The sequence below is a fragment of the Actinomycetota bacterium genome, assembly GCA_019347575.1.
Lineage (GTDB): Bacteria > Actinomycetota > Nitriliruptoria > Nitriliruptorales > Nitriliruptoraceae > JAHWKY01.
This window is the reverse complement of the sequence record JAHWKY010000003.1, coordinates 1-23684: the sequence shown is the minus strand read 5'-3', so window position 1 is coordinate 23684 and position 23684 is coordinate 1. Positions and strand designations below refer to the sequence as shown.

Genomic DNA, 23684 nt, shown 5'->3' with positions numbered 1-23684 from the left:
GCGCCCGAGGGGCGGCCGATCAGGAGGAGGGTAACGGTCGCCGTGCGGTCGACCCGGACGCTCGCCGGCAGGTCGGACGGCCTCACGAGCCGTGCCGTTCCCGGTACGTCTCGACCTTCGTGCGGTTGCCGCACACCTCCATCGAGCACCACTTGCCCGACCGGTTGCGCGAGTGGTCGTAGAACGCCCACCGGCAGGTGTGCCGTTCGCACAGCTTCAGCCGCTCCCACGATCCGTCGCGCATCGCCTCGAAAGCGCGCGCGAGCAGCACGCCGAGGCCACCGCGGAGACCCGCCGCCGTCGGCGCCAGGCCCACGCCCGTCGGCTCGAAGCGCACGGCCAGGCCGGTGCGTTCGGCGGCGTGAGTGAGGACCCCGAACGCGTCGGCGTCCTCCCCTCCCCCGTGACCGCGATCCAGGAGACGACGGAAGGCCTCCCGGACCGCCCGGACCTCCGTCACGACCTGAGCTTCGCCCGCACGATCCGAGACGGCGACCAACCCGTGCGTCACGAACCATGCCTCCACAGCCTCGAGGTCGGTCAGCGCTTCCTCGTCGTCCTCCACGTCGTAGGTGTTGATGAAGTCGCGCACGACCTCGAGCTCGTCCGGAGCGGATCGGGAAGCCAACCTCGCACCTCCTCCGTGATGAGCCGGCGACGTAACCATCGTTCGCTCTTGACAGGGTAGCATGAAACCAGTACAACTGCTACATCGGTTACATGCTCGAGGAGGCGACAACGGTGCACCCGGTGACCGCGGAGATGATCAGCCGTTTGCAGCATGAGGACCGGCTCCGGGACGCCGACGCCACCCGTCCGCTGCATCCGATCCGGGTGCGGCGTCAGCGCGTCCGGCTCCGCGTCGGCAGCTGGATGATCCGCGTCGGGGAGCGTCTGACCGTCTCCGAGCACCGCTACGAGACCGCGACGTGACCCGCGTCGTGGCCACGCCGGTGGAACTCGACATCCAGGTCCTGACCCCGGAGCGGTGGGACGACCTCGTCGCACTCTTCGGGGACCGCGGGGCGTACAGCGGCTGCTGGTGCATGTGGTGGCGGCTCAGCGGCCGCGAGTTCGAAGCCCACGGCAACCGCGGCAACCGGGCGGCGTTCCACGAGCTCGTGTCCAGAGACCGTCGTCCGGGCCTGCTCGGCTACCTCGAGGGAGTGCCCGTGGGGTGGGTGAGCGTCGCCCCGCGACCCCAGTTCGGCCGGTTGCTGCGGTCGCCCCTGCTCGGGCCCACGTCCGAGGACGCCGTCGATGACACCGTGTGGTCCGTCAACTGCTTCTACGTGGACCGTCGGCACCGTGGCACCGGGGTCGCCACCGCCCTGCTGGACGCGGGGGTCCGGCACGCGGCGGAGGGCGGGGCGCGGTGGGTGGAGGCCTACCCGATAGATCCCGACGTGCAGCGACGGTCGAACGCCGACAGCTTCACCGGAGTCGCCGCGATGTTCGAGGCCGCCGGGTTCCGTGAGGTGGAGCGCCGCAAGCCCGCACGGCCGATCTACCGACGTGAGGTTGGCGCGAACACCGCGGGGTAGTCACCGTGACGTGGCGGCCTGGCGCGCCTCGTCGACCACCTCGTCGGACACCGCGTCGCTCGTCCCGAACACGTGGATGCTCTCCAGGGTCTCGCGGTGCGCCTCGAGCCACCGTCGGGTGTCGCTGCTGAGCGTGTTCGGGTCACGGGTTAGCAGGATCGGCGCGAGTTCGGCTTCCTCGCCGGCGTGGGGAGCGCCAGCGGCCGCGTCGGCGAACACGTCGCCCCGCGCGAGGTTGACGTGTTCGACCGGCTGACCCAGTTCACCGAGGCGTTCCAGGTACTCGTTTGCTAGCAGCGTCGCGGTCTCGGTCCGCGTAGCGCCACCGATCCGCTCGGCCGTGATGCACCCCGTGTCGTCACGGCAGATGGCCTCGATCTCGCGCACCACCACATCCGAGACCGCAGCGCGGCCCCCGACCACGATGACCTCGCTGATGGAACTCTCCTGTTCGAGCCCGTCGCGGGCGGCTTCGTGGAGGCGGTCGGGCGTGGTCAGCAGAAGCGGCATGGCCAGCGTGTAGGCCAGCGGTCCGGCCACGAGCGCGTCGACGAAGTCAGCGCCGGTGGCCACGATCCCCGTCGTGCTGTGATCCTGAGGGGCCTTACCGACGATGTGCCGGGCGGTCCAGTACCGGTCCGGCCCCGCGATCCGGTACACATCCTCGACGCTGGGTATGGCCCGGATCTCCTCCTCGACCCGGTGCGAGACGGCGATCTCGTCGCCCAAGATGGCCACCCTCCAAGCGAGATCCTCGATGGCTGCGCGCGTCGCCGAGTGCAGCTCATGCGTCGGAGTCAGCAGCAGTGGCCCACCCCCGTTGTAGTAGCCAGCGACGAAGCTCGCAGCCAGGGCGTCGGGGAAGACGTCCCCCCGCGCGACGTAGACGTCGTACCTGCGATCAGGACCCGGTGGGAACGTCGCGCGGGCGACGATCGCCGCGGTCTCGTACCGGTCCGCGCCACCCAGCCGTTCCACACGGACCTGCTCATTGCCACTCGCTGGCACGGCGGGCAGCAGACACAGCAGCGTCGCGACAGCGAGGCGTCGGCTCAAGCACGACCGGTCCCCCCGTCGCCTTGTCCATCGTTCACCGTTCACACGGCGCTCCTGAGTACCTACGCCGGGTTGAGCACCTCGCGGACGACCGCGGCGATGCGGTCGGCTGACGCCTGCGCGTCCTCGTCGGTGGGAGCCTCGACCATGACCCGCACGAGCGGCTCGGTGCCCGAGGGACGGACGAGGACCCGCCCGTCCTCGCCGAGCTTGCCCTCCTCGGCCGCGACCGCTGCCCACACGTCGTCCGCGTCCTCGAGTGCACCGCGATCGCTGACCGCGATGTTCACGAGGACCTGCGGCAGCCGCGTCATGACCTGGCTGAGACCGTCCAGGTCCTGCCCGCTGTGCTTGACGACGGACAGCAGCTTGACCGCGGACAGCAGACCATCGCCAGTGGTCGCCTCGTCGAGCTGGATGATGTGGCCCGACTGCTCGCCGCCGAGCACCAACCGTCGTTCGCGCATCGCCTCCAGCACGTAGCGGTCACCGACAGCGGTCTCGAGCACCTCGACGTCGAGCTCACGCATGGCCTTCTTGAAGCCGAGGTTGGTCATCACCGTCGTGACCACCGTGTCCTCACGGAGGGCTCCCGACTCCTTGCGGTGGCGGGCGAGGATGGCGAGGATCACGTCGCCATCGACGAGCGCGCCGTCCCCCGTCACGGCGATGACGCGGTCCGCGTCACCATCGTGGGCAACGCCCACGTCCGCCCCGGAGTCCTGCACCGCTGCCTGCAGGACCTCGGGATGGGTCGAGCCCGCTTCGCGGTTGATGTTGGCACCGTCCGGGGCGCAGTTGATAGTCACGACGTCGGCACGGAGCTGACGGTAGACCTGGGGACCGATGCTGCTCGCCGCCCCGTTGGCCCCGTCGACGACGATGCGCAGGCCCGACAGGTCCGTCTCGGCGGCGCCGGTGAGGTGGGATACGTAGCGGGCGACCGCCCCGTGGTCGCTGTAGCGGCGACCGATGTCGATCCCCCTCGGCCGGGGCAGGTCGTCGCGTCCCAGCAGTCCCTCGAGCCGATCCTCCTGCTCGTCGGTGAGCTTGAAGCCCTCGTGGTTGAAGAACTTGATGCCGTTGTCACCGACGGGGTTGTGCGACGCGCTGATGACTGCCCCGGCGGCTGCCCCGGTGGCGGGCGTGATGAAGGCGACGCCGGGAGTCGGTAGGACGCCGACGGTGACGGCGTCACCACCCGCGGACGTGATGCCGGCAACGAGCGCCGCTTCGAGCACCTCACCGGACCAGCGCGGATCACGGCCGATGACGACGCTGGGACGTCGTTCATCGTCCTTGAGGACCGCCACGAGCGCACGACCCAGAGCGAGCGCGAGCTCGGGGGTGAGATCGACGTTCGCGACACCGCGAACGCCGTCCGTACCGAACAACCGACCCACGGTGCCTCCGTGTGACCGCGAGCTACCCCAACGTGTCCTGTCCTACCGCCCTCCGGGCTACTTGAGGACGGCCCTGTTGTCCTACCGCCCTCCGGGCTACTTGAGGACGGCCGGTTGCCGAGGTCACCGCTTGCTGTACTGCGGAGCCTTGCGCGCCTTCTTGAGGCCGTACTTCTTGCGCTCGACCTTGCGCGCATCACGCGTCAGCAGACCGGCGGCCTTGAGCGGACCGCGCAGCTCGGGATCCTCACCGACGAGCGCACGGGCGATCGCGAGCCGCAGCGCCCCGGCCTGGCCGGTGATGCCACCGCCGTTGATGCGAGCGATGACGTCCCACCGTCCGTCCTGCTCGACGGCGGCGAACGGCTCGGTCACCTGGAAGCGGTGCTTCTCGACCCGGAAGTAGTCCTCGAGCGGACGCCCGTTCAGGAGGAACTGACCACTGCCCCGACGGATCCGCGCGCGGGCGACCGCCGTCTTGCGGCGGCCGACGTAGATGTTGTCTGCCATGGTTGCCTCTGTTCCGTCCTACCGCCCTTCGGGCTGCTTGAGGACCTTCATGTTGTCCTACCGCCCTTCGGGCTGCTTGAGGACTACGGCAGCTGCTTGGGCTGCTGAGCCTGGTGGGGGTGCTCGGGGCCCGCGTAGACCTTGAGCTTGTTGATCATCTGCCGGCCGAGCCGGTTCTTGGGCAGCATCCCGCGGACGGCCCGCTCGATGACCTTCTCCGGCGACTCCTCCAGGAGGCGGAGGAACGGGACGGAGGTGAGCCCGCCCGGGTAGCCGGAGTGGCGGTGGTACTTCTTGTCCTCGAGCTTGTTGCCCGAGACCGCCACCCTGGCAGCGTTCACGACGATGACGTGGTCACCGACGTCGACGTGGGGAGCGAAGATCGGCTTGTGCTTGCCGCGCAGCACCTGGGCGACGCGGCTCGCAAGACGCCCGAGGGTCTGGCCCTCGGCGTCGACGACGAACCACTCGCGCTCGATGTCCTGCGGGCGCGGGGAGAAGGTGCGCATGCTGCCGGTTCCTAGTGTTGTGCTACCGCTTCGCTGCTTGAGCACTCGTGGTGGGCTCGCGAGGCGCGGACCGGCTCCGGCGGGAGCGGTGGAGGCCTGGAGCGTGAACGCGCGGTCCACAGGGGACCGCGTGGATCGAGGGTACCGGGTGCCTCGTGGAGGGGTCAACCGACCCGTAGCGGTGCCGCCGGGAACCTGCGTCCGTACCCCACGCCCTCGAGCGTCAGCCCGTGAGCAGGAGCGACGGGCCCCGCCGCGGAGCGGTCGCGCGCCGCCAGCACCTGCGCCATCCACTCCGGCGGCCGCTCGCCCCGTCCGACGAGGACCAGGCTGCCCACGATCGAGCGGACCTGCTGGTGGCAGAACGCCGGACCACGGAGGCGCACGTCGACCACCCCCTTCGACGTGCGCGCCACCGTGATCGCGTCGAGGCGCCGCATGCGGTGGCGTTCCTGCGAGCGGCGACAGAACGACGCGAAATCGTGCTCGCCCACGAGCACCCGTGCCCCCGTGCGCATCGTCCCGATGTTGAGCGCGTCACGCACGTGCCAGTAGCGGTACCGATCGCGCGGATCGATGGCCGGCACGTCCGAGATCGCGTAGCGGTAGCGCCGCTCGGTGGCCGAGAACCGGGCGTCGAAGTCGGTGGGGACCTGCCGGATCGACCAGATCGTCATGGCCTCACCCACCAGCGCGTCGAGACGGTTGCGGAGGTCGTGCAACGAGCCGAGCACGCGGCTGGCACGCGGGACCGACGGATCGACGTCGAGGTGCACGACCTGCGCGAGCGCGTGGACCCCCCGGTCGGTCCGTCCGGCACAGGTCGTGGGGACGGCCTGCCCGAGGAGCCGCTCGAGCGCGGCCTCGAGGGAGCCCTGGACGGTCTCGTACCGCGGTTGCCGCGCGAAACCGTGGAACGGCGTGCCGTCGTAGGCGAGGTCGATGCGCAGCCTGATCGGCGGCGCCTCCACCGTCAGGCGCCCGCATCCTTGCCGGTGGCGCCACCGGCATCGGGTTCGTCCGCGACCTCGTCGACGGGGTCGCCGACGGTCGGCTCGTCCGGGGCGGAGTCGGGCGCGGTGTCCTCGGCGACGTCGTCCGGAACGTCGTCTCCGCCCACGTCCTGCACGTCTGTGCGTGCTACCGCTTCCGCTGCTTGAGCATCCTCGTCGGCCTCCACGATCTCATCCGGCAGGTCGGGAACGAGCTCCTCGTCCTCCTCGCCGAAGTCCTCGAGATCCTCGTCGTCGTAGTAGCCGAGCTCCGGCTCCTCGCGGCGGCGGCGCAGGCGACCCAACAGCCCACGGGCACGCCGCTCGCGCCCCGCCTCGACGAACTCTTCGCCGGCACCCTCGGCACCCTGCTCGACCAGCTCGATGAGCGCCATGGGAGCGTTGTCGCCCTTGCGCGGACCGAGCTTGAGGATGCGGGTGTAGCCGCCGTTGCGGTCGACGAAACGGGGGCCGACCTCCTCGAAGAGGTACGCGACGACATCGCGATCGCGCAGCGTCGACAGCACCTGTCGGCGAGCGTGCAGATCACCACGCTTGGCCTTCGTGATCAGGCGCTCGGCGTAGGGGCGCAGCGTCTTGGCTTTCGCCACGGTCGTCGTGAGGCGACCGTGTACGAACAGGTCCGACGCCAGGTTGCTCAGCATGAGCTGCTGGTGCGCCGGACCGGCGCCGAGCCGTGGCCCTCGCTTCGGCTGGGGCATGGACGTGCCTCCTGGTGGTGCTCAAGTAGCGACAGCGGTAGCACGGTCTGCTGGTGCTCAAGTAGCGACAGCGGTAGCACGATCGGGTGGTGCTCAAGTAACGAGGGGCGGGATCACTCCGCGAGCGACAGTCCGAGCTCGGCCAGCTTCTCCTTGACCTCGTCGATCGACTTCGCCCCGAAGTTGCGGATCTCGAGCAGGTCCTGCTCGGTCTTGCGCCGCAGCTCTCCGACGGTGCCGACCCCCTCGCGCTTGAGGCAGTTGTAGGACCGCACCGACAGATCGAGATCCTCGATCGGGAGGGAGTCGTCGGGCGAACCCAACGCCTCGAACGCGTCCTCGGGCGAGACGACGATCCCGCCGGGGCCCGTGACCTCGAACTCGGCGAACTGCTCGAAGAGCACCTTCAGCGTCTCACCGGCGGACGACAGGGCCTGTGCCGGCGTGACCGAACCGTCGGTCTCGACATCGATCACGAGCCGGTCGTAGTTGGTCATCTGCTCGACCCGGGTCGATTCGACCCGGTACGACACCCGCCGGACGGGGCTGAAGACCGAGTCGACCGGGATGACGCCGATGGGCTCGTTGCCGGCCTTGTTCTCGTCCGCGGTGCGGTAGCCGCGGCCGCGCTCGACGGTCAGGTACATCTCGAGATGACCGTTGGCGTTCAACGTCGCGATGTGCAGGTCCTCGTTGATGACCTCGATCTGCGACGGCGCGAAGATGTTCTCGGCTGTCAGCACACCCGGACCGTCACCACCGAGGAAGATCTCGACCGGCTCGTCCGCGTCGGAGCTCACGACGAGGTCCTTGATGTTCAGGATGATGTCGGTGACATCCTCCTTGACGCCCTCGATGGCACTGAACTCGTGCAGGACCGCGCCGCCCTCGGGGCCGGCCGCCTGCGCCGAGGTGAAGCGGATGCGGGTGACCGCGGCACCGGGGATCGACGACAGCAGCGTGCGCCGCAGCGCGTTACCGAGCGTGTACCCGAAGCCGGGCTCGAGCGGTTCGATCGCGAAACGCGATCGCTGACCGTCTTCGAGCTCCTCCTCCTCGAGACGCGGACGGTAGGCGATGAACGGCGAGCCTCCCGGCGTCGTGCCCAGGGAGATCTCCTCTGTTTCCTCGTAGAAACCGAAGTCCGACATGTGGCTGTTCCTTCGCTGGCTAGGTACGTCCGCGACCTCCCACGTCCAGTTGGCGCGGGCGGTCCTCCGGGGCTACTTGCTGTAGAGCTCGACGATGAGCTGCTCCTGCACCGGCACGTCGATCATCTGACGGGCGGGCAGCGAGCGGACCGTGATCTGGCGCGCCTCGGTATCGGTCGAGAGCCAGTCCGGCACGGGGTGGCGTCCGAAGATCTCGAGCGACCCGATCACCTGTGTGATGTTGCGCGACTTCTCCCGGAACGTGATCACGTCCTCGGGACGGACGCGGTACGAGGGGATCGAGACGGTGCGTCCGTTCACGGCCACGTGACGGTGGCGCACGAGTTGGCGCGCCTCGTCACGTGAGCGCGCGAGGCCGCCGCGGTAGACGACGTTGTCGAGGCGCATCTCGAGCAGCTGGAGGAGGGTCTCGCCGGTCAGACCGGTGCGGCGGTTCGCCTCCTCGTAGTAGTTGCGGAACTGCTTCTCGAGCACGCCGTAGATGCGCCGAGCCTTCTGCTTCTCGCGGAGCTGGAGCAGGTACTCCGACTCCTTGATGCGGCCGCGGCCGTGCTCACCGGGCGGGTACGGACGGCGCTCGATCGGACACTTGGCGGAGTCGCACTTGGTGCCCTTGAGGTACAGCTTCTGGCGCTCACGACGGCAGAGCCTGCAGTCGGGGCCGGTGTAACGAGCCATTTGGTCTTCCTCGGTACGGCGCTAGCGCGGGTGGTCGGGCGATCCGTGGCGGGTCGGGGCCGAGCGGGCGGGGGGTTCCAGGGGTCTCAAGTAGCCCGGAGGGCGGTAGACCCCATCGGACGGGGTCAGACGCGGCGCCGCTTGGGGGGGCGGCAGCCGTTGTGGGGGACGGGGGTGATGTCGCGGATCGAGAGCACCTCGAGGCCCATGGCTGCCAGGGTACGGATGGCGGTCTCGCGACCGGCACCGGGACCCTTGCAGAGCACGTCGACCTTGCGGACACCGTGCTCGAACGCGGCCTTGGTCGCCTGCTCAGCGGCGAGCTGAGCCGCGAAGGGCGTGCTCTTGCGGCTGCCCTTGAAGCCCGCGGCACCGCCGGAGCTCCACGACAGCACGTTGCCCTGCTGATCGGTGAAGGTGATCAGCGTGTTGTTGAACGTCGCGCGCACGTGGACCTGCGCGTGCAGGACGTTCTTGCGTTCCTTCTTGCGGGGTCGTTGCTTCTTCTGTGCCATGGGTCAGTGCTTCCGGGTGCGCTTGCGGATCCCGCCGACGGCGCGGCGCGGACCCTTGCGGGTGCGGGCGTTGGTGTGCGTGCGCTGACCGCGGACCGGCAGCCCCAGGCGGTGGCGGATGCCCTGGTAGGAGCCGATCTCGATCTTGCGCTTGATGTTGTTGGCGACCTCGCGGCGGAGGTCACCCTCGACGCGGTAGTTGTTCTCGATGTGCTGGCGCAGACGCTGCACCTCGTCGTCCGACAGGGCACCGACGCGCGTGTCGGGATCGACGGCGGCGGCATCGAGGGTCTGCTCGGCACGGGTGCGGCCGATGCCGTAGATGTAGGTCAGGCCGATCAGGACCCGCTTCTCTCGCGGGAGATCGACGCCGGCGATACGTGCCATGTGGGGGGTTCTCCTGTCGGTGGAGGGGTCAGCCCTGGCGTTGCTTGTGGCGGGGGTTAGTGCAGATCACGCGCACGCGGCCCTTGCGCCGGATGATCTTGCACCGGTCGCACATCTTCTTCACGGAGGGATGGACCTTCACGGTTCGCTCCTCAGTATCGCTCCCCTACCGAGCTTCTCGGTTGTGCTACCGGCCTCCGGCCTACTTGAGCTTCTCGGTTGTGCTACCGGCCTCCGGCCTACTTGAGCACTCACTTGTAGCGGTAGGTGATGCGGCCGCGGGTGAGGTCGTAGGGGGACAGCTCGACGACGACGCGATCGCCGGGGAGGATGCGGATGTAGTGCATCCGCATCTTGCCGGAGATGTGTGCGAGCACCTTGTGCCCGTTCTCCAGCTCGACCCGAAACATGGTGTTCGGCAACGGCTCGATCACCGTGCCCTCCACCTGGATCGCTTCCTCTTTCTCGGCCAACGCGTTCGTTCTTCCCATTCGCTTCGTGCTACCGCTTCGCTACTTGAGCACTGTTATCGGGTGTTCGGTCTCCGGGCCGGGTCCGGCCTCGGGGTCACGGCGCCGCTCGCGCGGGCTGCGCGGAGCCCGTTGGAGTAGGGGACGTGACGAAGGCCCCGCCGGTACGGCAGGGCCGCCCGGAGAGGCTACCAGCCCCCTCCCGTGGCGTCCACCGCACGACCTACCTCGTGCTACCGCTTCGCTACTTGAGCACGGGCCCACTGCGCCGGATCGACGGGCTCGTCCGAACGGGCGGTGAGGACGCGCGGCCCGTCAGGAGTGACGGCGACGGTGTGCTCCCAGTGCGCCGAGGGCGACCCGTCGACCGTCACGACGCCCCAGCCGTCAGCCAGTCTGCGCGTCGCGGCGCCGCCGAGGTTGAACATCGGCTCGACGGCCACGACCCAGCCGTCGGCCACCCGTGCCCCACACCCGGCGGTCCCGTAGTTGGGTACCGACGGGTCCTCGTGGAGGGCGCGGCCGATGCCGTGGCCGACGTACTCGCGCACGAGTCCGTAGCCGCCCGCGACCGCGACCTGCTCGATCGCCGCCCCGATGTCGCCGAGGGCGCGACCCGACCGCACCTGCGCCAGCCCCTGCCACAGCGCCGATCGGGTGTCCTCGACGAGCGCGCGGACCGGCTCCGGAGCCGCGGCGTCGCCACCCACGATCACGGTGATGGCCGAATCGGCGTGGTAGCCGTCCACGATCGCGCCGCAGTCGATCGACAGGACGTCACCCTCGGACAGCACCGTGGCGACCGACGGGATGCCGTGGACCACACCGGCGTTAGGCGACGTGCACAGGGTCGCGGGAAAGCCCCGGTAACCCTTGAACGATGGTGTCGCCCCACGGGCCCGGATCTTCTCTTCGGCGAACGCGTCGAGCTCCAGCGTGGTAGCACCGGGGAGGGCGAGGCGCACGAGCGCCTCGAGGACATCGGCGACGACGCGACCCGCACGCGCCATCTTGTCGAGCTCCGCGCTGGTCTTGCGGACGATCACCGGCCGGAGGTGTCGTGACGGGGTTCCTCGTACTCGCTGAGGACCCCGAGGGCACGATGGGTCACCTCGTCGAGGGAACCGATCGCCTCGACGTCACGGAGTAGACCCCGCTGCCAGTAGAAGAACTCCAGGGGCTCGGTCTGGCGGTGGTACACGTCGAGGCGGTTGAGCACGACCGCCTCCTTGTCGTCGTCGCGCTGGTACAGCTCGCCCCCGCAGCGATCACACACGTCCTCGTCCGCGGCAGGCGAGCTCTCGACGTGGTAGATCGCGCCACAGTTGCGACACGTGCGGCGGCCGGTGAGTCGGCGCACGATCTCGTCCTCGGTGATGGCGAGTCGCAGCACGACGTCGATGGGTCGGCTGAGCCCCGACAGCAAGGTCTCGAGCGCCTGTGCCTGTGGGACCGTGCGCGGGAAGCCGTCGAGCACGAAGCCGGGGGCGGTGTCGGACTGCGCGAGGCGATCCTCGACCATGGCGATCACGACGTCGTCGGGCACGAGCTCGCCGGCGTCCATGTAGCTCTTGGCCTTCGAGCCCAGCTCGGTCTCGTTCTTGACGTTGCTGCGGAAGATGTCGCCGGTGGAGATGTGGGGGACCCCGTAGGCGCCGGCGATACGGACCGCTTGGGTCCCCTTCCCGGCCCCGGGGGGTCCCAACAGGATGACACGCACCGGCGCGGTCCCTTCCTCCGGCGGAAGCTCGTCGGCGGCCATGGTCGCGTCTGCGGTCACGTCAGGAAGCCCTCGTAGTTCCGCATCATGAGCTGGCTCTCGACCTGCTTCATGGTCTCGAGCGAGACCCCCACCATGATCAGCAGCGACACGCCGCCGAGGGGGAAGGCCTGGATGTTGGCGACCGCCAACGCCACGAACGGCGTGACCGCCACGACCGCGAGGTACAGCGAGCCCGGCAGCGTGATCCGGGTCAAGATGCGGTCGAGGTACTCGGCCGTCGCCCTACCGGGTCGGATGCCGGGGACGAAGCCGCCGTACTTCTTCATGTTGTCGGCAACCTGGACGGGGTTGAAGGTGATCGCGGTGTAGAAGTACGCGAAGAAGATCGTCAGCAGCGCGAAGACGAGGATGTACACCGGGCTGCGCGCGTTCGTGAGGTAGCGGTCGTTGAGGTCCTGCAACCACGGCCAGCCCGTGATCGAGGCCGCCAGGACCGGCAGGTACATCAGCGACGACGCGAAGATGACCGGGATCACCCCGGACTGGTTGACCTTGAGCGGGATGTAGGTCGACTGTCCCCCGTACACGCGGCGTCCCACCTGCCGGCGGGCGTACTGGACCGGGATGCGCCGTTGACCCTGCTCGATGAACACCACCGCCACGGTGATGAGGATGCCCAGGACCAGCACCATCGTGACCGCGTCGTAGCCGTTGGAGATGCGGACGAGGTTGCCGTCGGAGGGGACGCTGGCGAGGATCGCGACCATGATGATCAGCGACATCCCGTTGCCCACGCCACGCTGGGTGATCAGCTCACCGAGCCACATGATCATCGAGGTCCCGGCGGTCAGCGTCAGGACGATCAGCGCGACGGTTGCCGTGGTCGCCTCCGGCATCACGTTGGCACCGAAGAGCTGGCCGTTGCGTGCTAGCACGGTCAGACCTGTCGACTGCAGCACGGCGAGGACCACGGTCGTGTAGCGCGTGTACTGGGTGATGCGGCGGCGGCCCTGCTCGCCCTCCTGCTGCAGCGTTTCGAGGCGCGGGATCACGACCGCCAACAGCTGCATGATGATGCTCGCGGTGATGTAGGGCATGATCCCCAGCGCGAACACCGCCATCGCGGCCAGCGCCCCGCCCGAGAACAGGTTGATGACGCTGACGAAGGTGTTGGCGGTGCCCTGCGCGACCGCGTCCCGCAGCAGATCGACGTCGACCCCGGGCACGGGGATCCACGAGCCGATGCGGTAGACCCCGATGATCAGCAGGGTGAAGAGCAGCTTCTTGCGCAGGTCGGGGACCTTGAACGCGTTCACGAAAGCGCGGAACATGTTCTCCCTCAGGTTGTCCTACCGCCCTCCGGGCTGCTCGAGGGCTCCTTGGATCGCGGTGGCGGAGGGTACGTGGTCACAAGCCGACCGTTCCCCGTCGCGGCAGGCTAGCTGGCGACGCTACCTCCGACGGCTTCGATCTTCTCACGCGCCGTGGCGGAGATCCGATCGACCTTCACCGTCAGCGACTTCGTGACGTCACCGTGTCCCAGCACCTTGACGGGACGGCCCTTCTTCACCAGCCCGCGCGCGAAGAGGCTGTCGAACGACACCTCGTCACCGGCCTCGAAGTGGTCGTCGAGCCGACCGACGTTGATGATCGAGTACTCCACCCGCTGCACGTGGCTGACGAACCCCGCGAGCTTGGGCTGGCGCCGTTTGAGCGGGACCTGACCACCTTCGAAACCGGCAGGTACCTGTCCGCGCGCCCCGGTGCCCTTGGTGCCTCGACCGGCGGTCTTGCCACGCCGCCCACGATCACCGCGACCGACGCGGATGCGCTTGCTCTTGCTGCCCTCAGCGGGCTTCAGGTGGTGCAGCTTCACGACTGATCCTCCTCGACCTCGGTCCACTCGACGAGGTGCGACACCTTCGCGAGCATCCCGCGGATCTCCGGGCGGTTGGGCTGGATCACGGTGTGACGGATCCGCTTGAGACCGAGCGAACGCACCGTGGCCCGCTGGTCAGCCGGTCGGCCGATCGTCGACCGGGTCTGGGTGATGCGCAGCGAGCTCACGCCGCACCTCCGCGCAAGGTCTCGATCATCGCGCGCGGAGCGACGTCCTCGAGCGGCTTGTCACGCAGCGCGGCGATCTCCTCCGGGCTGCGGAGCGCCTTGAGACCCTCGATCGTGGCTCCGACGACGTTGACCGGGTTGGAACTACCGAGCGACTTGGCCAGCAGGTCCTGGATCCCGGCGGCCTCGACGACGGCCCGGACCGGGCCACCGGCGATGACCCCGGTACCGGGAGCTGCGGGCTTGAGCAGCACGCGTCCCGCTCCGAGCTCGCCGATCACGGGGTGCACGATGGTCGTGCCCACCATCGGGACGCGGAAGAAGCTCTTCTTCGCCTCCTCGACGCCCTTCTGGATGGCGGACTGCACCTCCTTGGCTTTGCCGTGCCCGACGCCGACCTGGCCCTTGCCGTCACCGACGACCACCAGGGCCGTGAACTGGAACCGCCGGCCACCCTTGACGACCTTGGCGACGCGGTTGATCGAGACCACGCGCTCGTCGTACTGCTCACGGTCCTGTTCGCGTCCGCGACGGGGTCCGCGACCCGGACCACCTCTTGGCTTCGCCATGCTGGAACCTCTTCTGTCTCTATGGGTGTGCTACCGCTTCCGCTACTTGAGCACTGTCTGTGTGCTACCGCTTCGCTACTTGAGCACTGTCTGTGTGCTACCGCTTCGCTACTTGAGCACTGTCTGTGTGCTACCGCTTCGCTACTTGAGCACTGTCTGTGTGTAGGTCGGTCAGAAATCGAGGCCGGCTTCACGTGCCGCCTCGGCCAGAGCCTTCAGGCGGCCGGCGTAGCGGCGTCCACCACGGTCGAAGACCACCTGGTCGATGCCGGCCTGGGTGGCGCGCTTGCCGATCAGCTCCCCGACCTGGCGAGCGGCCCCGACCTTGCCGTCGTCGCCCCGGTCCACGCCCTCGTCGAGCGACGATGCGGCCACCAGGGTGTGACCCTGCTCGTCGTCGATCACCTGGGCGTAGATGTGGGTGTTGCTGCGGTAGACGGCCAGCCGGGGTCGCTGCGCGGTCCCCCGTACCCGCTTGCGCAGGTGACGGTGACGGCGCTCGAGCCCCGCTCGCTTCCTCTTGGGATCCATGGTCGTGCTCCTGTAGCGGTCGTCGGCGTCAGACGCCCGCGGTCTTGCCGGCCTTGCGGCGGACGTACTCGCCCTCGTACTTGATGCCCTTGCCCTTGTACGGCTCCGGTGGACGAACCTTGCGGATGTTGGCGGCCACCTGGCCGACGAGGACCTTGTCGATGCCGGAGACGACGATACGGGTGGGTACCGGGACCTCCAACGTGATGCCTTCGGGAGCCTCGATCACCACCGGATGGCTGTACCCGACCTGCAGCTCGAGATCCTTCCCGCTGGGAACCGCGCGGTAACCGACGCCGACCAGCTCCAGGGTCTTGCTGTAGCCGTTGGTCACGCCCTCGACCATGTTGGCGATGAGGCTGCGGACCAGACCGTGCCGCGAGCGGTGCATGCGCGTCTCGCCCTGAGGGGTGACCGTGATCGCCCCTTCGTCGTCCCGCGCGATGGCGACACCCTCGGGCATCGTGCGTACGAGTTCACCCTTGGGGCCCTTAACGGTCACATCGAGGCCCTCGAGGGTCACCTCGACGCCGTCCGGTACCGGGACGGGGAGCTTGCCGATCCGGGACATGGGTGCTCCTTACCAGATGTAGGCGACGACCTCGCCGCCGCGGCCCTGCTTGCGGGCCTCGCGGTCGGACATGAGTCCGGCGTTGGTCGACAGGATCGCGGTACCGAGCCCTCCGAGGACCCGCGGCACCTCGTGGCGCTTCACGTACACGCGCAGGCCGGGCTTGCTGATGCGCTTGAGCCCGCCCAGCACACGCTCGCGGTTGGGTCCGTACTTGAGCCGGATGTGCAGCGTCTTCTGGGGGGTGGTGTCCTCGACCGAGAAGTCCTGGATGTACCCCTCACCCTTGAGGATGTCCGCGATCGATGCCTTCATCTTCGACGACGGCATCACCACGTCATCCAGGTACGCCAACGACGCGTTCCTGAGACGGGTCAGCATGTCAGCCACCGGGTCGGTCATAGTCATGAGTGGTGCCTTTGGGGTGTCTCTCGGAAACCACCGTCTCCGGTGGTTTCGGTCCTGAAACCACCGGGCGACGGTGGTTTCCGGGAAGCTGCGGTCAAGTCGAAGTGAGCGGCCCGCGCGCTGACGCGGGTTTCCGTTGCAGTCGGGAAACCCGCGCATGCGCTGGTTTCCGGGAAGCACGGTTCCAGTCGAAGTGCCGACGCGGCAACGCTCACCAGCTCGCCTTCGTGATGCCCGGGAGCTCGCCCCGGTGGGCCATCTCCCGGAAGCAGATCCGACACAGCATGAACCTGCGGTAGACCGCTCGCGGACGACCGCAGCGTTGGCAGCGGGTGTACTCGCGCACGCCGAACTTCGACTTGCGCTTGGCTTTCGCGATCAGGGCTTTCTTCGCCACGTCAGCTCACCTCCTCAGGGGACTTCGCGAACGGGAAGCCGAACGCGGTCAGGAACGCTCGGGCATGGTCGTCGCTCTCTGCGGTCGTCACGATCGTGATGTCCATGCCGCGGACCGCATCGATGTCGTCGTAGTCGATCTCGGGGAAGATGAGCTGCTCCGTCACCCCGAACGTGTAGTTGCCGCCCCCGTCGAACGAACGCGGGTTGAGGCCCCGGAAGTCCCGGATCCGGGGGAGCGCGATCGACAGGAGCCGGTCGAGGAACTCCCACATGCGGTCGCCGCGCAGCGTCACCTTGGCGCCGACGGGCATGCCCTCGCGGAGCTTGAAGCCCGCGATCGACTTGCGTGCCCGGTTGAGCCGCGGCTTCTGTCCCGTGATGGTCGCCAGGTCGCGCAGGGCACCCTCGACCGCCTTCGGCTCGGAGATCGCCTCGCCGAGTCCGACGTTCACGACGATCTTCTCGAGCCTCGGGACACGCATGATGTTGTCGATCCCGAGCTGTTCCTTCAGCGCGGGGACGATCTCATCGTGGTACCGCAGCTTGAAGCGCGGGACGTAGATCGTGTCGGTGTCGCTCATCTCGTTCCCTCTTGGCTGGTTGCCATCAGAACGTGGCGCCGCACTTGCGGCACTCACGCATCTTGCTGCGGCGCTCACCCTCCTCGGTCAGGGTGAACCCGACCCGGACGGCCTGATCGCAGCTGGGGCAGACCGGCATCACGTTGCTGATGTGGATCGGCGCCTCGGTCTCGATGATCCCACCCTCCTGGGCACCCCGCTGGTTCTGGCGCATGGACTGGTGTTTCTTCACGTAGTTGACGCCCTCGACCAGCACGCGGTCACGGTCGGGCCAGACCTTCACGACGCGGCCCTCCTTGCCGGAGTCCTTGCCGGAGATCACGCGGACGCGGTCGTCCTTACGGATGCGCTTCATCACAGCACCTCCGGAGCCAGCGAAACGATGCGCATGAACCTGCGGTCCCGCAGCTCACGCGCGACGGGCCCGAAGATGCGCGTGCCGCGTGGGGTGCCGTCGGGTCGGATCAGGACGCAGGCGTTCTCGTCGAATCGGATGTAGCTGCCGTCGGGGCGCCGCTTCTCCTTGGCCGTCCGCACGACGACACAGCGCACGACCTCGCCCTTCTTCACGTTCGAGGCGGGGATGGCGTCCTTGACCGTGCCGACGAACTCGTCACCGACCGAGGCGTACCGCCGCCCCGAGCCCCCCAGGACCCGGATGCACAGCACCTCCCGGGCCCCCGAGTTGTCCGCGACCTTCAGCCGCGACTCCTGCTGGATCATCGCTTGAGCTTTCCTGCGTTGGAGCTTGCTGGAACGGTGTTCTTCGGAAACCACCGGATGCGGTGGTTTGCGAGGGTCATGGAAACCACCGCATCCGGTGGTTTCCTGGAAAAGCCAACGCTACTTCGCACGTTCCAACACCTCCGCCAGACGCCAGCGCTTGCTCTTGCTGAGGGGGCGTGTCTCGACGATGCGGACGGTGTCACCGACGTTGGCGTCGTTGGCCTCGTCGTGCGCGTGGTACTTCTTGGTGCGCTCCATCGTCTTGCTGTACAGCGCGTGCGTGGTGCGGCGCTCGATGCGGACCGTGATGGTCTTGTCGCGCGCGTCACTGACAACGACGCCGACGCGTTCCTTGCGTGTCGTGCGCGCTCCGGTCGTGTCGTTCACGTCGTTCACCTCGCGATCTCGGCAGCGAGCTCACGCTCGCGCATGACGGTCAGGACGCGCGCGATCTCGCGCCGGACCTGCTTCAGACGGGTGGTGTTGTCCAGCTGGCCCGTGACGACCTGGAAGCGGAGGTTGAACAGCTCCTCCTTCTGCTCGCGCAGGTGCTGCGCGAGTTCGTCGTCGGCCAGTTCTCGTAGTTCGGCGGCGGTCACTCGGCTCCCTCCCGCTTCACGAACTTGGTCTTGACCGGCAGCTTGTGGGCGGCCCGGCGCATGGCCTCGCGCGCGAGCTCCTCGCTCACGCCCGAGAGCTCGAACATGATCCGGCCCGGCTTGACCGGAGCGACCCAGTGGTCCGGAGCGCCCTTCCCCGATCCCATGCGGGTCTCGAGTGGCTTCCGGGTGATCGAGCGGTCGGGGAAGATGGTGATGCGCACCTTCCCGCCACGCTTGATGGCGCGGGTCATCGCGACACGCGCAGCCTCGATCTGCCGCGCGGTGATCCACCCTGGTGTGGTCGCCTTGAGGCCGTACTCACCGACGTAGACCTCGGTGTGGCCCTTCGACAACCCGCTCATGGGGCGGGGCCGGTGCTGCTTGCGGTACCTGACGCGCTTGGGAGCGAGCATCACGCACCTCCTTCTTCGTCCGCTTCCGGCGACGCCTCTTCCTCGACGGCTGCCGCGCGGTCTGGCTTGGTCTCGATCTGCGGTTCACGCGGCTCCTCTGCCGCGTCGACGCCGGGCTCCGGAGCGTCGGCTGGCGCAGGTGCGTCTGCGACGTCCTCTGGAGCCATCGCCCCGGACTGACCGGGAGCCGACTCCGTGGTGGCCTGCTCGACGTCCGACTTGGCAGTCTCGCCGGGCTCGCTGACGGTCGCGGGTTCCTCGCCGCCGGTCGCGGACTGGTCGGTCGGGGTCGCCGCGGTCGGCGGTGCGGTCGCCTCGGCCTCGGATGGGGTCGGGGCGGGCTCGGCGGACGGCTCGGAAGCCGTTGTCGCCTCGGCCGGTGCCGCTTCGGCTGGTGCGGGCTCGGCGGGCGGCTGCGGTTGCGGGCGACGGCCGATACCCGTCACCTTCTGGGCCACCTTCGCCGCCTTGCGCGCGGCCTGGCGGCGAGGACGGTCGTCGGCGGGACGGCCCTCAGCGACCGCCTTGGCGCGCTCCATGGCGCGCAGGGCCTCTCGCTCCTCGCCCGACCCGATCTGGTCACCGGTGTAGATCCAGACCTTCACGCCGATGCGACCGAAGGTCGTCCGTGCCTCGTCGAAGCCGTAGTCGACCTTGGCACGCAGCGTGTGGAGGGGCACGCGGCCCTCGCGGTACCACTCGGTGCGGCTCATCTCCGCGCCGCCGAGGCGGCCGGACACCTGGACACGGATCCCCTTCGAACCGGCCTTCATGGCCGACTGCACTGCGCGGCGCATGGCGCGCCGGAACGAGACACGGCCGCGGAGCTGCTCGGCGACGTTGAAGGCGACGACCTGCGCGTCGAGGTCGGGCTGCTTGATCTCGATGATGTTGAGCTTGATGCGCTTGCCGGTCAGCTTCTCGAGGGCCCCGCGGATGGCGTCGGCCTCGGTGCCCCGGCGGCCGATGACGATGCCGGGACGCGCTGCCTGGACGCTGGTCTCGATGTTGTCACCGGTGCGCGTGATGTCGATCCGCGAGATGCCCGCGTGGCGGACGCGCTCACGGATGTACTCGCGGACGCGCTCGTCCTCGTGGAGGTACGCCGAGTAGTCCTTCTTGTCGGCGATCCACTTGGACTTCCAGTCCGTGGTGACACCCAGCCGGAACCCGTAGGGGTGGATCTTCTGGCCCATCGGTTCTACTCCTCGTCGCCGGTGTCGGCTGGTGCGGGGGCCTGCGCCGCGAGCTCGGGCTCGCGCGTGGCCACCACGATCGTGATGTGGCTGGTCCGCTTGCGGATCCGGTACGCGCGACCGAGCGCGCGGGGCTGGTAGCGACGCAGGGTCGGTCCCTCGTCGGCGAAGGCGTTGTCCACCCACAGCTCGTCGGGGTCGAGACCCTCGTTGTTCTCCGCGTTGGCGATGGCGGACGTGAGCACCTTCAGGATCGGCTCGGCGGCGCCCTTGTCGGAGAACGCGAGGATCCGACGCGCCTCCTCGACGTGCTCGCCGGAGATGAGGCGCGTCAGCTGCCTCGCCTTCGTGGGCGAGACCCGGACGAACTTCGCGGTCGCTCTGACTTGCATGGTGGGACTGTCCTCTCCGCTACATGCGCCGCTTGGCGGCGGCCTTCTCACCGGCGCCGCCCCACTTGATGACGCGGGTCGGGGCGAACTCGCCGAGCTTGTGGCCGACCATCGACTCGGTGACGTACACGGGCACGTGCTTGCGCCCGTCGTGGACGGCGATCGTGTGACCGACCATCTCGGGGAAGATGGTCGAGCGACGTGACCACGTCTTGATCACGCGCTTCTGACCCGAGCTGTTGAGCTGCTCCACCTTCTTCATGAGGTGGTCGTCGACGAACGGGCCCTTCTTCAGTGAGCGGGGCATCAGCGGCGCCTCCTGCCGCGACCACGGCGGCGGATGATCATCTTGTCGGACGCCTTCTTGGGCTTGCGCGTCCGTCGTTCGGGGTTGCCGTGCTTGTCGACCGGGTGGCGGCCGCCGGAGCTCTTGCCCTCACCACCACCGAGGGGGTGGTCGACGGGGTTCATGGCGACGCCACGGGTCTGTGGCCGCACGCCCTTCCACCGCTTGCGGCCGGCCTTGCCCAGCTTGATGAGCTCGTGCTCCTCGTTACCCACCGAGCCGACCGTCGCCCGGCAGCGAGAGTCCACGAGTCGGATCTCGCCCGAGGGGAGTCGCAGCGCGGCCGTCTTGCCTTCCTTCGCGAGGAGCTGGATCGACGCCCCGGCGCTGCGCCCCATCTTGGCGCCCCCTCCGGGACGCAGCTCGACGGCGTGCACCGTGGTTCCGACGGGGATGTTCATGAGCGGCAGGGCGTTGCCGGGGATGATGTCGGCTTCGGGGCCGGATTCGAGCTTGCTGCCGACCGCGACGTTCTTGGGCGCGAGGATGTAGCGCTTCTCGCCGTCGTGGTAGTGCAGCAGGGCGATCCGCGCGGACCGGTTGGGGTCGTACTCGACCGCGGCGACGGTCGCGGGCACGCCGTCCTTGTTGCGACGGAAGTCGATGACGCGGTACTTGCGCTTGTGGCCCCCGCCGCGGTGACGCGACGTGATGCGGCCGTGCGTGTTGCGACCGGACTTGCGCGGCAACGGTCCGACCAGCGACTTCTCGGGGCGGCCCTTGGTGACCGACTCGAAGTCGCTGACGGACGCGCCACGGCGGGCCGCGGTCGTCGGCTTGTACTTGCGGATACCCATCGTCGCCTCCTCCCTACACCTGTGCTACCGCTTCGCTACTTGAGCACTACCTGTGCTACCGCTTCGCTACTTGAGCACTACCTGTGCTACCGCTTCGCTACTTGAGCACTCACTGTGCTACCGCTTCGCTGCTCGAGCACTCACAGCCCAGCGCCGAAGATCTCGATCTCGTCACCCGGGGCGAGTTGCACGATCGCCCGCTTGACATCCTTGCGCTGGCCGACCACCCACCCGCGACGCTTGCGCTTGCCGCGGCGGTTCATCGTGTTCACGTTGAGGACCTTGACCCCGAAGATCCTCTCGACAGCGATCTTGATCTCGGTCTTGTTGGCGCGGGGGTCGACCTCGAAGGTGTACTTGTTGTTGTCGAGCAGCCCGTACGTCTTCTCGGAGACGACGGGGCGGAAGATGACATCGCGCGGGTCCTTCACGGCTACTCCTCCTCACCCGTGTCGTCCGGGGCCTCGGTCGTCGGCTCCTCCGCCGCGGGCGCCTCGGTCGTCGGCGCCTCCGCCGCGGGCGCCGCGGTGGGGACGATCTCACCGACGTTGCCCGTGCGCTTGCCGGTCCCGATGAGCTCGAGCGCCGTCTCGTCGAACAGGACCACGTCGCTCCACAGCACGTCGTAGGTGTTGAGCTGATCGACGGTGATCAGGTGCACGTGCTGCAGGTTGCGGAACGACCGGAGCGTCGGCTGGTGCAGATCGCCGAGCACGACCAGCACCTTGCGATCGGCCGCGTCGAGAGCGGTCAGTGCCGCGACCGCGTCCTTGGTCTTCGGGGCGGCGAAGGCGAACTCACGGATCACCACGAACGCGCCGTTGTTGACGCGGTCGATCAGCGCGGACCGCAGCGCAGCACGGCGCACCTTCTTGTTGACTCGCTTGCGGTAGTCCCGCGGTGTCCGCGCGTTGGCGTGTCCGCCGCCGACCCACTGGGGACTGCGGATCGAGCCGTGACGCGCCCGTCCGGTCCCCTTCTGGCGCCACGGCTTGCGGCCGCCACCACGCACCTGGGAACGGGTCTTGGTCTTGTGCGTCCCCTGACGAGCCGCGGCGAGCTGTGCGGTCACGACCTCGTGCATGACGTGGACGTTGACCTCGCCCTCGAACCACTCGGATGGCAGTTCGGCGGTCCCGATGGACTCGCCCTGGAGGTTCTTGATATCGACGCTCGGCATCAGGCGTCACCACCCTTCGCCTTGATCGTGCGGATCGCGGAGCGGACGAACACGACTGACCCGTTGGGGCCGGGAACCGCACCCTTGATGAGCAGCAAGTTGCGCTCGGCATCCACGCCGGCGATCTGCAGGTTCTGGATGGTCACGCGTTCGTGGCCCGCGCGGCCAGCCATGCGGTGGCCCTTGAAGGTCCGGCCGGGTGTGGCGCAGGCGCCGACGGCTCCAGGGTGGCGGTTCTTCTTCTTCACGCCGTGCCCGTCGCCCATGCCGCGGAAGTTGTGCCGCTTCATCACGCCTGCGTAGCCCTTGCCCTTGCTGGTGCCGGTTACGTCGACGATGTCACCCTCGTTGAACACCTCGGCGACCCCGAGCGTCGCTCCGAGCTCGGGTAGCTCGTCACCCTCGTCCAGTCGCAGCTCGGCGAGGCTCAGGGCGGTCTGGACACCGGCCTTCGCGAGGTGACCGGCGGTCGGCTTGTTCACGCGCTTGCGCTCTCCGTAGGCGAGCTGGATCGCCGTGTAGCCGTCGGTGTCGACGGTCTTGACCTGCGTGACCGTGCAGGGTCCGGCCTGGATCACCGTCACCGGAACGACCCGGGCTTCGTCATCGAAGACCTGGGTCATCCCGAGCTTGGTGCCGAGGATGCCTCTCCTGGCCATGTCTCATCCTTCATCTTGCGCTCTACCGCTGTCGCTACTTGAGAGCGATCTACTCCTGCGCTCCACCGCCTGGCGGCTACTTGAGAGCGATCTGCGGGTTCTGGGTTGGCACGGATCCGTTCTAGAGCTTGATCTCGATGTCGACACCCGCCGGCAGCGACAGACCCATCAGCTTGTCGATGGTCTTCTGCGTCGGCATGTGGATGTCGATCAGGCGCTTGTGCGTGCGCATCTCGAAGTGCTCGCGGGAGTCCTTGTACTTGTGGGGCGACCGGATGACGCACCACCGGTTGATCTCGGTGGGCAGTGGCACCGGCCCCACGACGTGCGCCCCCGTGGCCTCGACCGTGTCCACGATCTCCCGTGCGGACCGATCGAGCACCTCGTGGTCGTACGCCTTGAGGCGGATCCTGATCTTCTGGTCGGCTGCCATCAGCTGACCACCTTGGTGACCTTGCCGGCCCCGACGGTGCGGCCGCCCTCACGGATGGCGAAGTTGAGGCCCTCGTCCATCGCGATCGGGGCGATCAGCTCCACCGTCATCTCGGTGTTGTCACCCGGCATCA

39 protein-coding genes and 1 pseudogene are annotated in these 23684 nt (G+C 68.3%); 2 read left to right on the top strand and 38 right to left on the bottom strand.

Translation table 11 applies throughout. The annotated features are described in order from the left end of the window. Window positions 1-82: 82 nt before the first annotated feature. Window positions 83-667: a CGNR zinc finger domain-containing protein gene (locus tag KY469_02440; GenBank protein MBW3661931.1), complete on the bottom strand. Its 585-nt coding sequence runs from the start codon at window positions 665-667 to the stop codon at window positions 83-85. Between the two features lie 83 nt (window positions 668-750). Here KY469_02440 and KY469_02435 point away from each other — a divergent pair, with 83 nt between their 5' ends. Continuing rightward, entirely contained in the window at window positions 751-933 is a 183-nt protein-coding gene (locus KY469_02435; protein MBW3661930.1) for a hypothetical protein, read from the top strand. A 20-nt stretch (window positions 934-953) separates the two neighbouring features. Continuing rightward, a complete protein-coding gene (locus tag KY469_02430) occupies window positions 954-1544 on the top strand; it encodes a GNAT family N-acetyltransferase (protein MBW3661929.1) in 591 nt (196 codons plus the stop codon). Here KY469_02430 and KY469_02425 read toward each other — a convergent pair whose 3' ends face one another. From KY469_02425 to KY469_02245, 37 genes and pseudogenes are all read right to left on the bottom strand, one after another. Next, the gene (locus tag KY469_02425) at window positions 1545-2600 is read right to left on the bottom strand and encodes a cell wall-binding repeat-containing protein (protein MBW3661928.1); all 1056 of its coding nucleotides are present in this window, start codon (window positions 2598-2600) and stop codon (window positions 1545-1547) included. 62 nt (window positions 2601-2662) lie between these two features. Further along, the gene (glmM, locus tag KY469_02420; GenBank protein ID MBW3661927.1) at window positions 2663-4003 is read right to left on the bottom strand and encodes a phosphoglucosamine mutase; all 1341 of its coding nucleotides are present in this window, start codon (window positions 4001-4003) and stop codon (window positions 2663-2665) included. 123 nt (window positions 4004-4126) lie between these two features. Further along, window positions 4127-4513, bottom strand: coding sequence for a 30S ribosomal protein S9 (rpsI, locus tag KY469_02415; GenBank protein ID MBW3661926.1), 387 nt, complete (start codon window positions 4511-4513; stop codon window positions 4127-4129). Window positions 4514-4596: 83 nt separating this feature from the next. Further along, on the bottom strand, window positions 4597-5022 hold the full coding sequence (gene rplM, locus KY469_02410; GenBank protein ID MBW3661925.1) for a 50S ribosomal protein L13: 426 nt from the start codon (window positions 5020-5022) through the stop codon (window positions 4597-4599). 164 nt (window positions 5023-5186) lie between these two features. Continuing rightward, a complete protein-coding gene (gene truA, locus KY469_02405; protein MBW3661924.1) occupies window positions 5187-5993 on the bottom strand; it encodes a tRNA pseudouridine(38-40) synthase TruA in 807 nt (268 codons plus the stop codon). Window positions 5994-6385: 392 nt separating this feature from the next. Beyond that, window positions 6386-6736: pseudogene (gene rplQ, locus KY469_02400) on the bottom strand (50S ribosomal protein L17). 113 nt (window positions 6737-6849) lie between these two features. Continuing rightward, window positions 6850-7887: a DNA-directed RNA polymerase subunit alpha gene (locus KY469_02395; protein ID MBW3661923.1), complete on the bottom strand. Its 1038-nt coding sequence runs from the start codon at window positions 7885-7887 to the stop codon at window positions 6850-6852. Between the two features lie 72 nt (window positions 7888-7959). Further along, a complete protein-coding gene (gene rpsD, locus KY469_02390; protein MBW3661922.1) occupies window positions 7960-8586 on the bottom strand; it encodes a 30S ribosomal protein S4 in 627 nt (208 codons plus the stop codon). Between the two features lie 125 nt (window positions 8587-8711). Beyond that, window positions 8712-9101: a 30S ribosomal protein S11 gene (gene rpsK / locus KY469_02385; protein MBW3661921.1), complete on the bottom strand. Its 390-nt coding sequence runs from the start codon at window positions 9099-9101 to the stop codon at window positions 8712-8714. A gap of 3 nt (window positions 9102-9104) precedes the next feature. Continuing rightward, window positions 9105-9488 carry a 30S ribosomal protein S13 gene (gene rpsM / locus KY469_02380; protein ID MBW3661920.1) on the bottom strand — a complete coding sequence of 128 codons (384 nt, stop codon included), beginning with the start codon at window positions 9486-9488 and terminating at the stop codon, window positions 9105-9107. A 28-nt stretch (window positions 9489-9516) separates the two neighbouring features. Next, window positions 9517-9630 (bottom strand): 50S ribosomal protein L36, encoded by a 114-nt coding sequence (gene rpmJ, locus KY469_02375; protein MBW3661919.1) that lies wholly within the window; start codon window positions 9628-9630, stop codon window positions 9517-9519. 109 nt (window positions 9631-9739) lie between these two features. Continuing rightward, entirely contained in the window at window positions 9740-9979 is a 240-nt protein-coding gene (infA, locus tag KY469_02370; GenBank protein ID MBW3661918.1) for a translation initiation factor IF-1, read from the bottom strand. Between the two features lie 212 nt (window positions 9980-10191). Continuing rightward, window positions 10192-11004, bottom strand: coding sequence for a type I methionyl aminopeptidase (gene map / locus KY469_02365; GenBank protein ID MBW3661917.1), 813 nt, complete (start codon window positions 11002-11004; stop codon window positions 10192-10194). After that, window positions 11001-11678, bottom strand: coding sequence for an adenylate kinase (locus KY469_02360; protein MBW3661916.1), 678 nt, complete (start codon window positions 11676-11678; stop codon window positions 11001-11003). Before KY469_02360 ends, map begins: the two co-directional genes overlap by 4 nt. A gap of 56 nt (window positions 11679-11734) precedes the next feature. Continuing rightward, window positions 11735-13012 (bottom strand): preprotein translocase subunit SecY, encoded by a 1278-nt coding sequence (gene secY, locus KY469_02355; protein ID MBW3661915.1) that lies wholly within the window; start codon window positions 13010-13012, stop codon window positions 11735-11737. Between the two features lie 107 nt (window positions 13013-13119). Beyond that, window positions 13120-13557, bottom strand: coding sequence for a 50S ribosomal protein L15 (gene rplO / locus KY469_02350; protein MBW3661914.1), 438 nt, complete (start codon window positions 13555-13557; stop codon window positions 13120-13122). Further along, window positions 13554-13748 carry a 50S ribosomal protein L30 gene (gene rpmD / locus KY469_02345; protein ID MBW3661913.1) on the bottom strand — a complete coding sequence of 65 codons (195 nt, stop codon included), beginning with the start codon at window positions 13746-13748 and terminating at the stop codon, window positions 13554-13556. Before rpmD ends, rplO begins: the two co-directional genes overlap by 4 nt. Next, entirely contained in the window at window positions 13745-14317 is a 573-nt protein-coding gene (rpsE, locus tag KY469_02340) for a 30S ribosomal protein S5 (GenBank protein ID MBW3661912.1), read from the bottom strand. Before rpsE ends, rpmD begins: the two co-directional genes overlap by 4 nt. Before the next feature lie 171 nt (window positions 14318-14488). Further along, the gene (gene rplR, locus KY469_02335) at window positions 14489-14848 is read right to left on the bottom strand and encodes a 50S ribosomal protein L18 (protein MBW3661911.1); all 360 of its coding nucleotides are present in this window, start codon (window positions 14846-14848) and stop codon (window positions 14489-14491) included. Window positions 14849-14876: 28 nt separating this feature from the next. After that, complete coding sequence (gene rplF / locus KY469_02330; GenBank protein MBW3661910.1) at window positions 14877-15419, bottom strand: 50S ribosomal protein L6; 543 nt, start codon at window positions 15417-15419, stop codon at window positions 14877-14879. A gap of 9 nt (window positions 15420-15428) precedes the next feature. After that, complete coding sequence (gene rpsH / locus KY469_02325; protein ID MBW3661909.1) at window positions 15429-15827, bottom strand: 30S ribosomal protein S8; 399 nt, start codon at window positions 15825-15827, stop codon at window positions 15429-15431. Window positions 15828-16038: 211 nt separating this feature from the next. Beyond that, window positions 16039-16224, bottom strand: a complete 186-nt coding sequence (locus KY469_02320; GenBank protein MBW3661908.1) for a type Z 30S ribosomal protein S14 — start codon at window positions 16222-16224, stop codon at window positions 16039-16041. A gap of 1 nt (window position 16225) precedes the next feature. Continuing rightward, complete coding sequence (rplE, locus tag KY469_02315; protein ID MBW3661907.1) at window positions 16226-16807, bottom strand: 50S ribosomal protein L5; 582 nt, start codon at window positions 16805-16807, stop codon at window positions 16226-16228. A gap of 25 nt (window positions 16808-16832) precedes the next feature. After that, complete coding sequence (gene rplX / locus KY469_02310; protein MBW3661906.1) at window positions 16833-17162, bottom strand: 50S ribosomal protein L24; 330 nt, start codon at window positions 17160-17162, stop codon at window positions 16833-16835. Continuing rightward, a complete protein-coding gene (gene rplN, locus KY469_02305; GenBank protein ID MBW3661905.1) occupies window positions 17162-17530 on the bottom strand; it encodes a 50S ribosomal protein L14 in 369 nt (122 codons plus the stop codon). The genes rplX and rplN overlap by 1 nt, the downstream gene beginning before the upstream one ends. 120 nt (window positions 17531-17650) lie before the next feature. Beyond that, window positions 17651-17920 carry a 30S ribosomal protein S17 gene (gene rpsQ / locus KY469_02300; protein MBW3661904.1) on the bottom strand — a complete coding sequence of 90 codons (270 nt, stop codon included), beginning with the start codon at window positions 17918-17920 and terminating at the stop codon, window positions 17651-17653. Window positions 17921-17925: 5 nt separating this feature from the next. Beyond that, complete coding sequence (gene rpmC / locus KY469_02295; protein MBW3661903.1) at window positions 17926-18132, bottom strand: 50S ribosomal protein L29; 207 nt, start codon at window positions 18130-18132, stop codon at window positions 17926-17928. Next, window positions 18129-18548, bottom strand: a complete 420-nt coding sequence (gene rplP, locus KY469_02290; GenBank protein MBW3661902.1) for a 50S ribosomal protein L16 — start codon at window positions 18546-18548, stop codon at window positions 18129-18131. Before rplP ends, rpmC begins: the two co-directional genes overlap by 4 nt. Beyond that, window positions 18548-19744 (bottom strand): 30S ribosomal protein S3, encoded by a 1197-nt coding sequence (gene rpsC / locus KY469_02285; GenBank protein ID MBW3661901.1) that lies wholly within the window; start codon window positions 19742-19744, stop codon window positions 18548-18550. Before rpsC ends, rplP begins: the two co-directional genes overlap by 1 nt. Before the next feature lie 5 nt (window positions 19745-19749). Next, window positions 19750-20136, bottom strand: coding sequence for a 50S ribosomal protein L22 (gene rplV, locus KY469_02280; GenBank protein MBW3661900.1), 387 nt, complete (start codon window positions 20134-20136; stop codon window positions 19750-19752). A 19-nt stretch (window positions 20137-20155) separates the two neighbouring features. Further along, window positions 20156-20443 carry a 30S ribosomal protein S19 gene (gene rpsS, locus KY469_02275; protein ID MBW3661899.1) on the bottom strand — a complete coding sequence of 96 codons (288 nt, stop codon included), beginning with the start codon at window positions 20441-20443 and terminating at the stop codon, window positions 20156-20158. Next, window positions 20443-21279 carry a 50S ribosomal protein L2 gene (rplB, locus tag KY469_02270; GenBank protein MBW3661898.1) on the bottom strand — a complete coding sequence of 279 codons (837 nt, stop codon included), beginning with the start codon at window positions 21277-21279 and terminating at the stop codon, window positions 20443-20445. The genes rpsS and rplB overlap by 1 nt, the downstream gene beginning before the upstream one ends. A gap of 140 nt (window positions 21280-21419) precedes the next feature. Then, window positions 21420-21710 (bottom strand): 50S ribosomal protein L23, encoded by a 291-nt coding sequence (gene rplW / locus KY469_02265; protein ID MBW3661897.1) that lies wholly within the window; start codon window positions 21708-21710, stop codon window positions 21420-21422. 2 nt (window positions 21711-21712) lie between these two features. Continuing rightward, window positions 21713-22459, bottom strand: coding sequence for a 50S ribosomal protein L4 (gene rplD, locus KY469_02260; protein MBW3661896.1), 747 nt, complete (start codon window positions 22457-22459; stop codon window positions 21713-21715). Beyond that, window positions 22459-23118, bottom strand: coding sequence for a 50S ribosomal protein L3 (gene rplC, locus KY469_02255; GenBank protein MBW3661895.1), 660 nt, complete (start codon window positions 23116-23118; stop codon window positions 22459-22461). Before rplC ends, rplD begins: the two co-directional genes overlap by 1 nt. A gap of 121 nt (window positions 23119-23239) precedes the next feature. Beyond that, a complete protein-coding gene (gene rpsJ / locus KY469_02250) occupies window positions 23240-23551 on the bottom strand; it encodes a 30S ribosomal protein S10 (GenBank protein MBW3661894.1) in 312 nt (103 codons plus the stop codon). Then, window positions 23551-23684, bottom strand: a 134-nt coding sequence (locus tag KY469_02245) for an elongation factor Tu (GenBank protein MBW3661893.1), incomplete at its 5' end; no start/stop codon positions are given. The genes KY469_02245 and rpsJ, both read right to left, overlap by 1 nt.

Coding starts and splice junctions, on each gene's coding strand:
- KY469_02440 (MBW3661931.1), bottom strand. CDS start 667: ATGGTTACGTCGCCGGCTCATCACGGAGGAGGTGCGAGGTTGGCTTCC.
- rpsI (MBW3661926.1), bottom strand. CDS start 4,513: ATGGCAGACAACATCTACGTCGGCCGCCGCAAGACGGCGGTCGCCCGC.
- rplM (MBW3661925.1), bottom strand. CDS start 5,022: ATGCGCACCTTCTCCCCGCGCCCGCAGGACATCGAGCGCGAGTGGTTC.
- KY469_02395 (MBW3661923.1), bottom strand. CDS start 7,887: ATGTCGGACTTCGGTTTCTACGAGGAAACAGAGGAGATCTCCCTGGGC.
- rpsD (MBW3661922.1), bottom strand. CDS start 8,586: ATGGCTCGTTACACCGGCCCCGACTGCAGGCTCTGCCGTCGTGAGCGC.
- rpsK (MBW3661921.1), bottom strand. CDS start 9,101: ATGGCACAGAAGAAGCAACGACCCCGCAAGAAGGAACGCAAGAACGTC.
- rpsM (MBW3661920.1), bottom strand. CDS start 9,488: ATGGCACGTATCGCCGGCGTCGATCTCCCGCGAGAGAAGCGGGTCCTG.
- infA (MBW3661918.1), bottom strand. CDS start 9,979: ATGGGAAGAACGAACGCGTTGGCCGAGAAAGAGGAAGCGATCCAGGTG.
- secY (MBW3661915.1), bottom strand. CDS start 13,012: ATGTTCCGCGCTTTCGTGAACGCGTTCAAGGTCCCCGACCTGCGCAAG.
- rpsE (MBW3661912.1), bottom strand. CDS start 14,317: ATGGCGAAGCCAAGAGGTGGTCCGGGTCGCGGACCCCGTCGCGGACGC.
- rplR (MBW3661911.1), bottom strand. CDS start 14,848: ATGGATCCCAAGAGGAAGCGAGCGGGGCTCGAGCGCCGTCACCGTCAC.
- rplF (MBW3661910.1), bottom strand. CDS start 15,419: ATGTCCCGGATCGGCAAGCTCCCCGTCCCGGTACCGGACGGCGTCGAG.
- rpsH (MBW3661909.1), bottom strand. CDS start 15,827: ATGACTATGACCGACCCGGTGGCTGACATGCTGACCCGTCTCAGGAAC.
- rplE (MBW3661907.1), bottom strand. CDS start 16,807: ATGAGCGACACCGACACGATCTACGTCCCGCGCTTCAAGCTGCGGTAC.
- rplX (MBW3661906.1), bottom strand. CDS start 17,162: ATGAAGCGCATCCGTAAGGACGACCGCGTCCGCGTGATCTCCGGCAAG.
- rplN (MBW3661905.1), bottom strand. CDS start 17,530: ATGATCCAGCAGGAGTCGCGGCTGAAGGTCGCGGACAACTCGGGGGCC.
- rplP (MBW3661902.1), bottom strand. CDS start 18,548: ATGCTCGCTCCCAAGCGCGTCAGGTACCGCAAGCAGCACCGGCCCCGC.
- rpsC (MBW3661901.1), bottom strand. CDS start 19,744: ATGGGCCAGAAGATCCACCCCTACGGGTTCCGGCTGGGTGTCACCACG.
- rplV (MBW3661900.1), bottom strand. CDS start 20,136: ATGCAAGTCAGAGCGACCGCGAAGTTCGTCCGGGTCTCGCCCACGAAG.
- rpsS (MBW3661899.1), bottom strand. CDS start 20,443: ATGCCCCGCTCACTGAAGAAGGGCCCGTTCGTCGACGACCACCTCATG.
- rplB (MBW3661898.1), bottom strand. CDS start 21,279: ATGGGTATCCGCAAGTACAAGCCGACGACCGCGGCCCGCCGTGGCGCG.
- rplD (MBW3661896.1), bottom strand. CDS start 22,459: ATGCCGAGCGTCGATATCAAGAACCTCCAGGGCGAGTCCATCGGGACC.
- rplC (MBW3661895.1), bottom strand. CDS start 23,118: ATGGCCAGGAGAGGCATCCTCGGCACCAAGCTCGGGATGACCCAGGTC.
- rpsJ (MBW3661894.1), bottom strand. CDS start 23,551: ATGGCAGCCGACCAGAAGATCAGGATCCGCCTCAAGGCGTACGACCAC.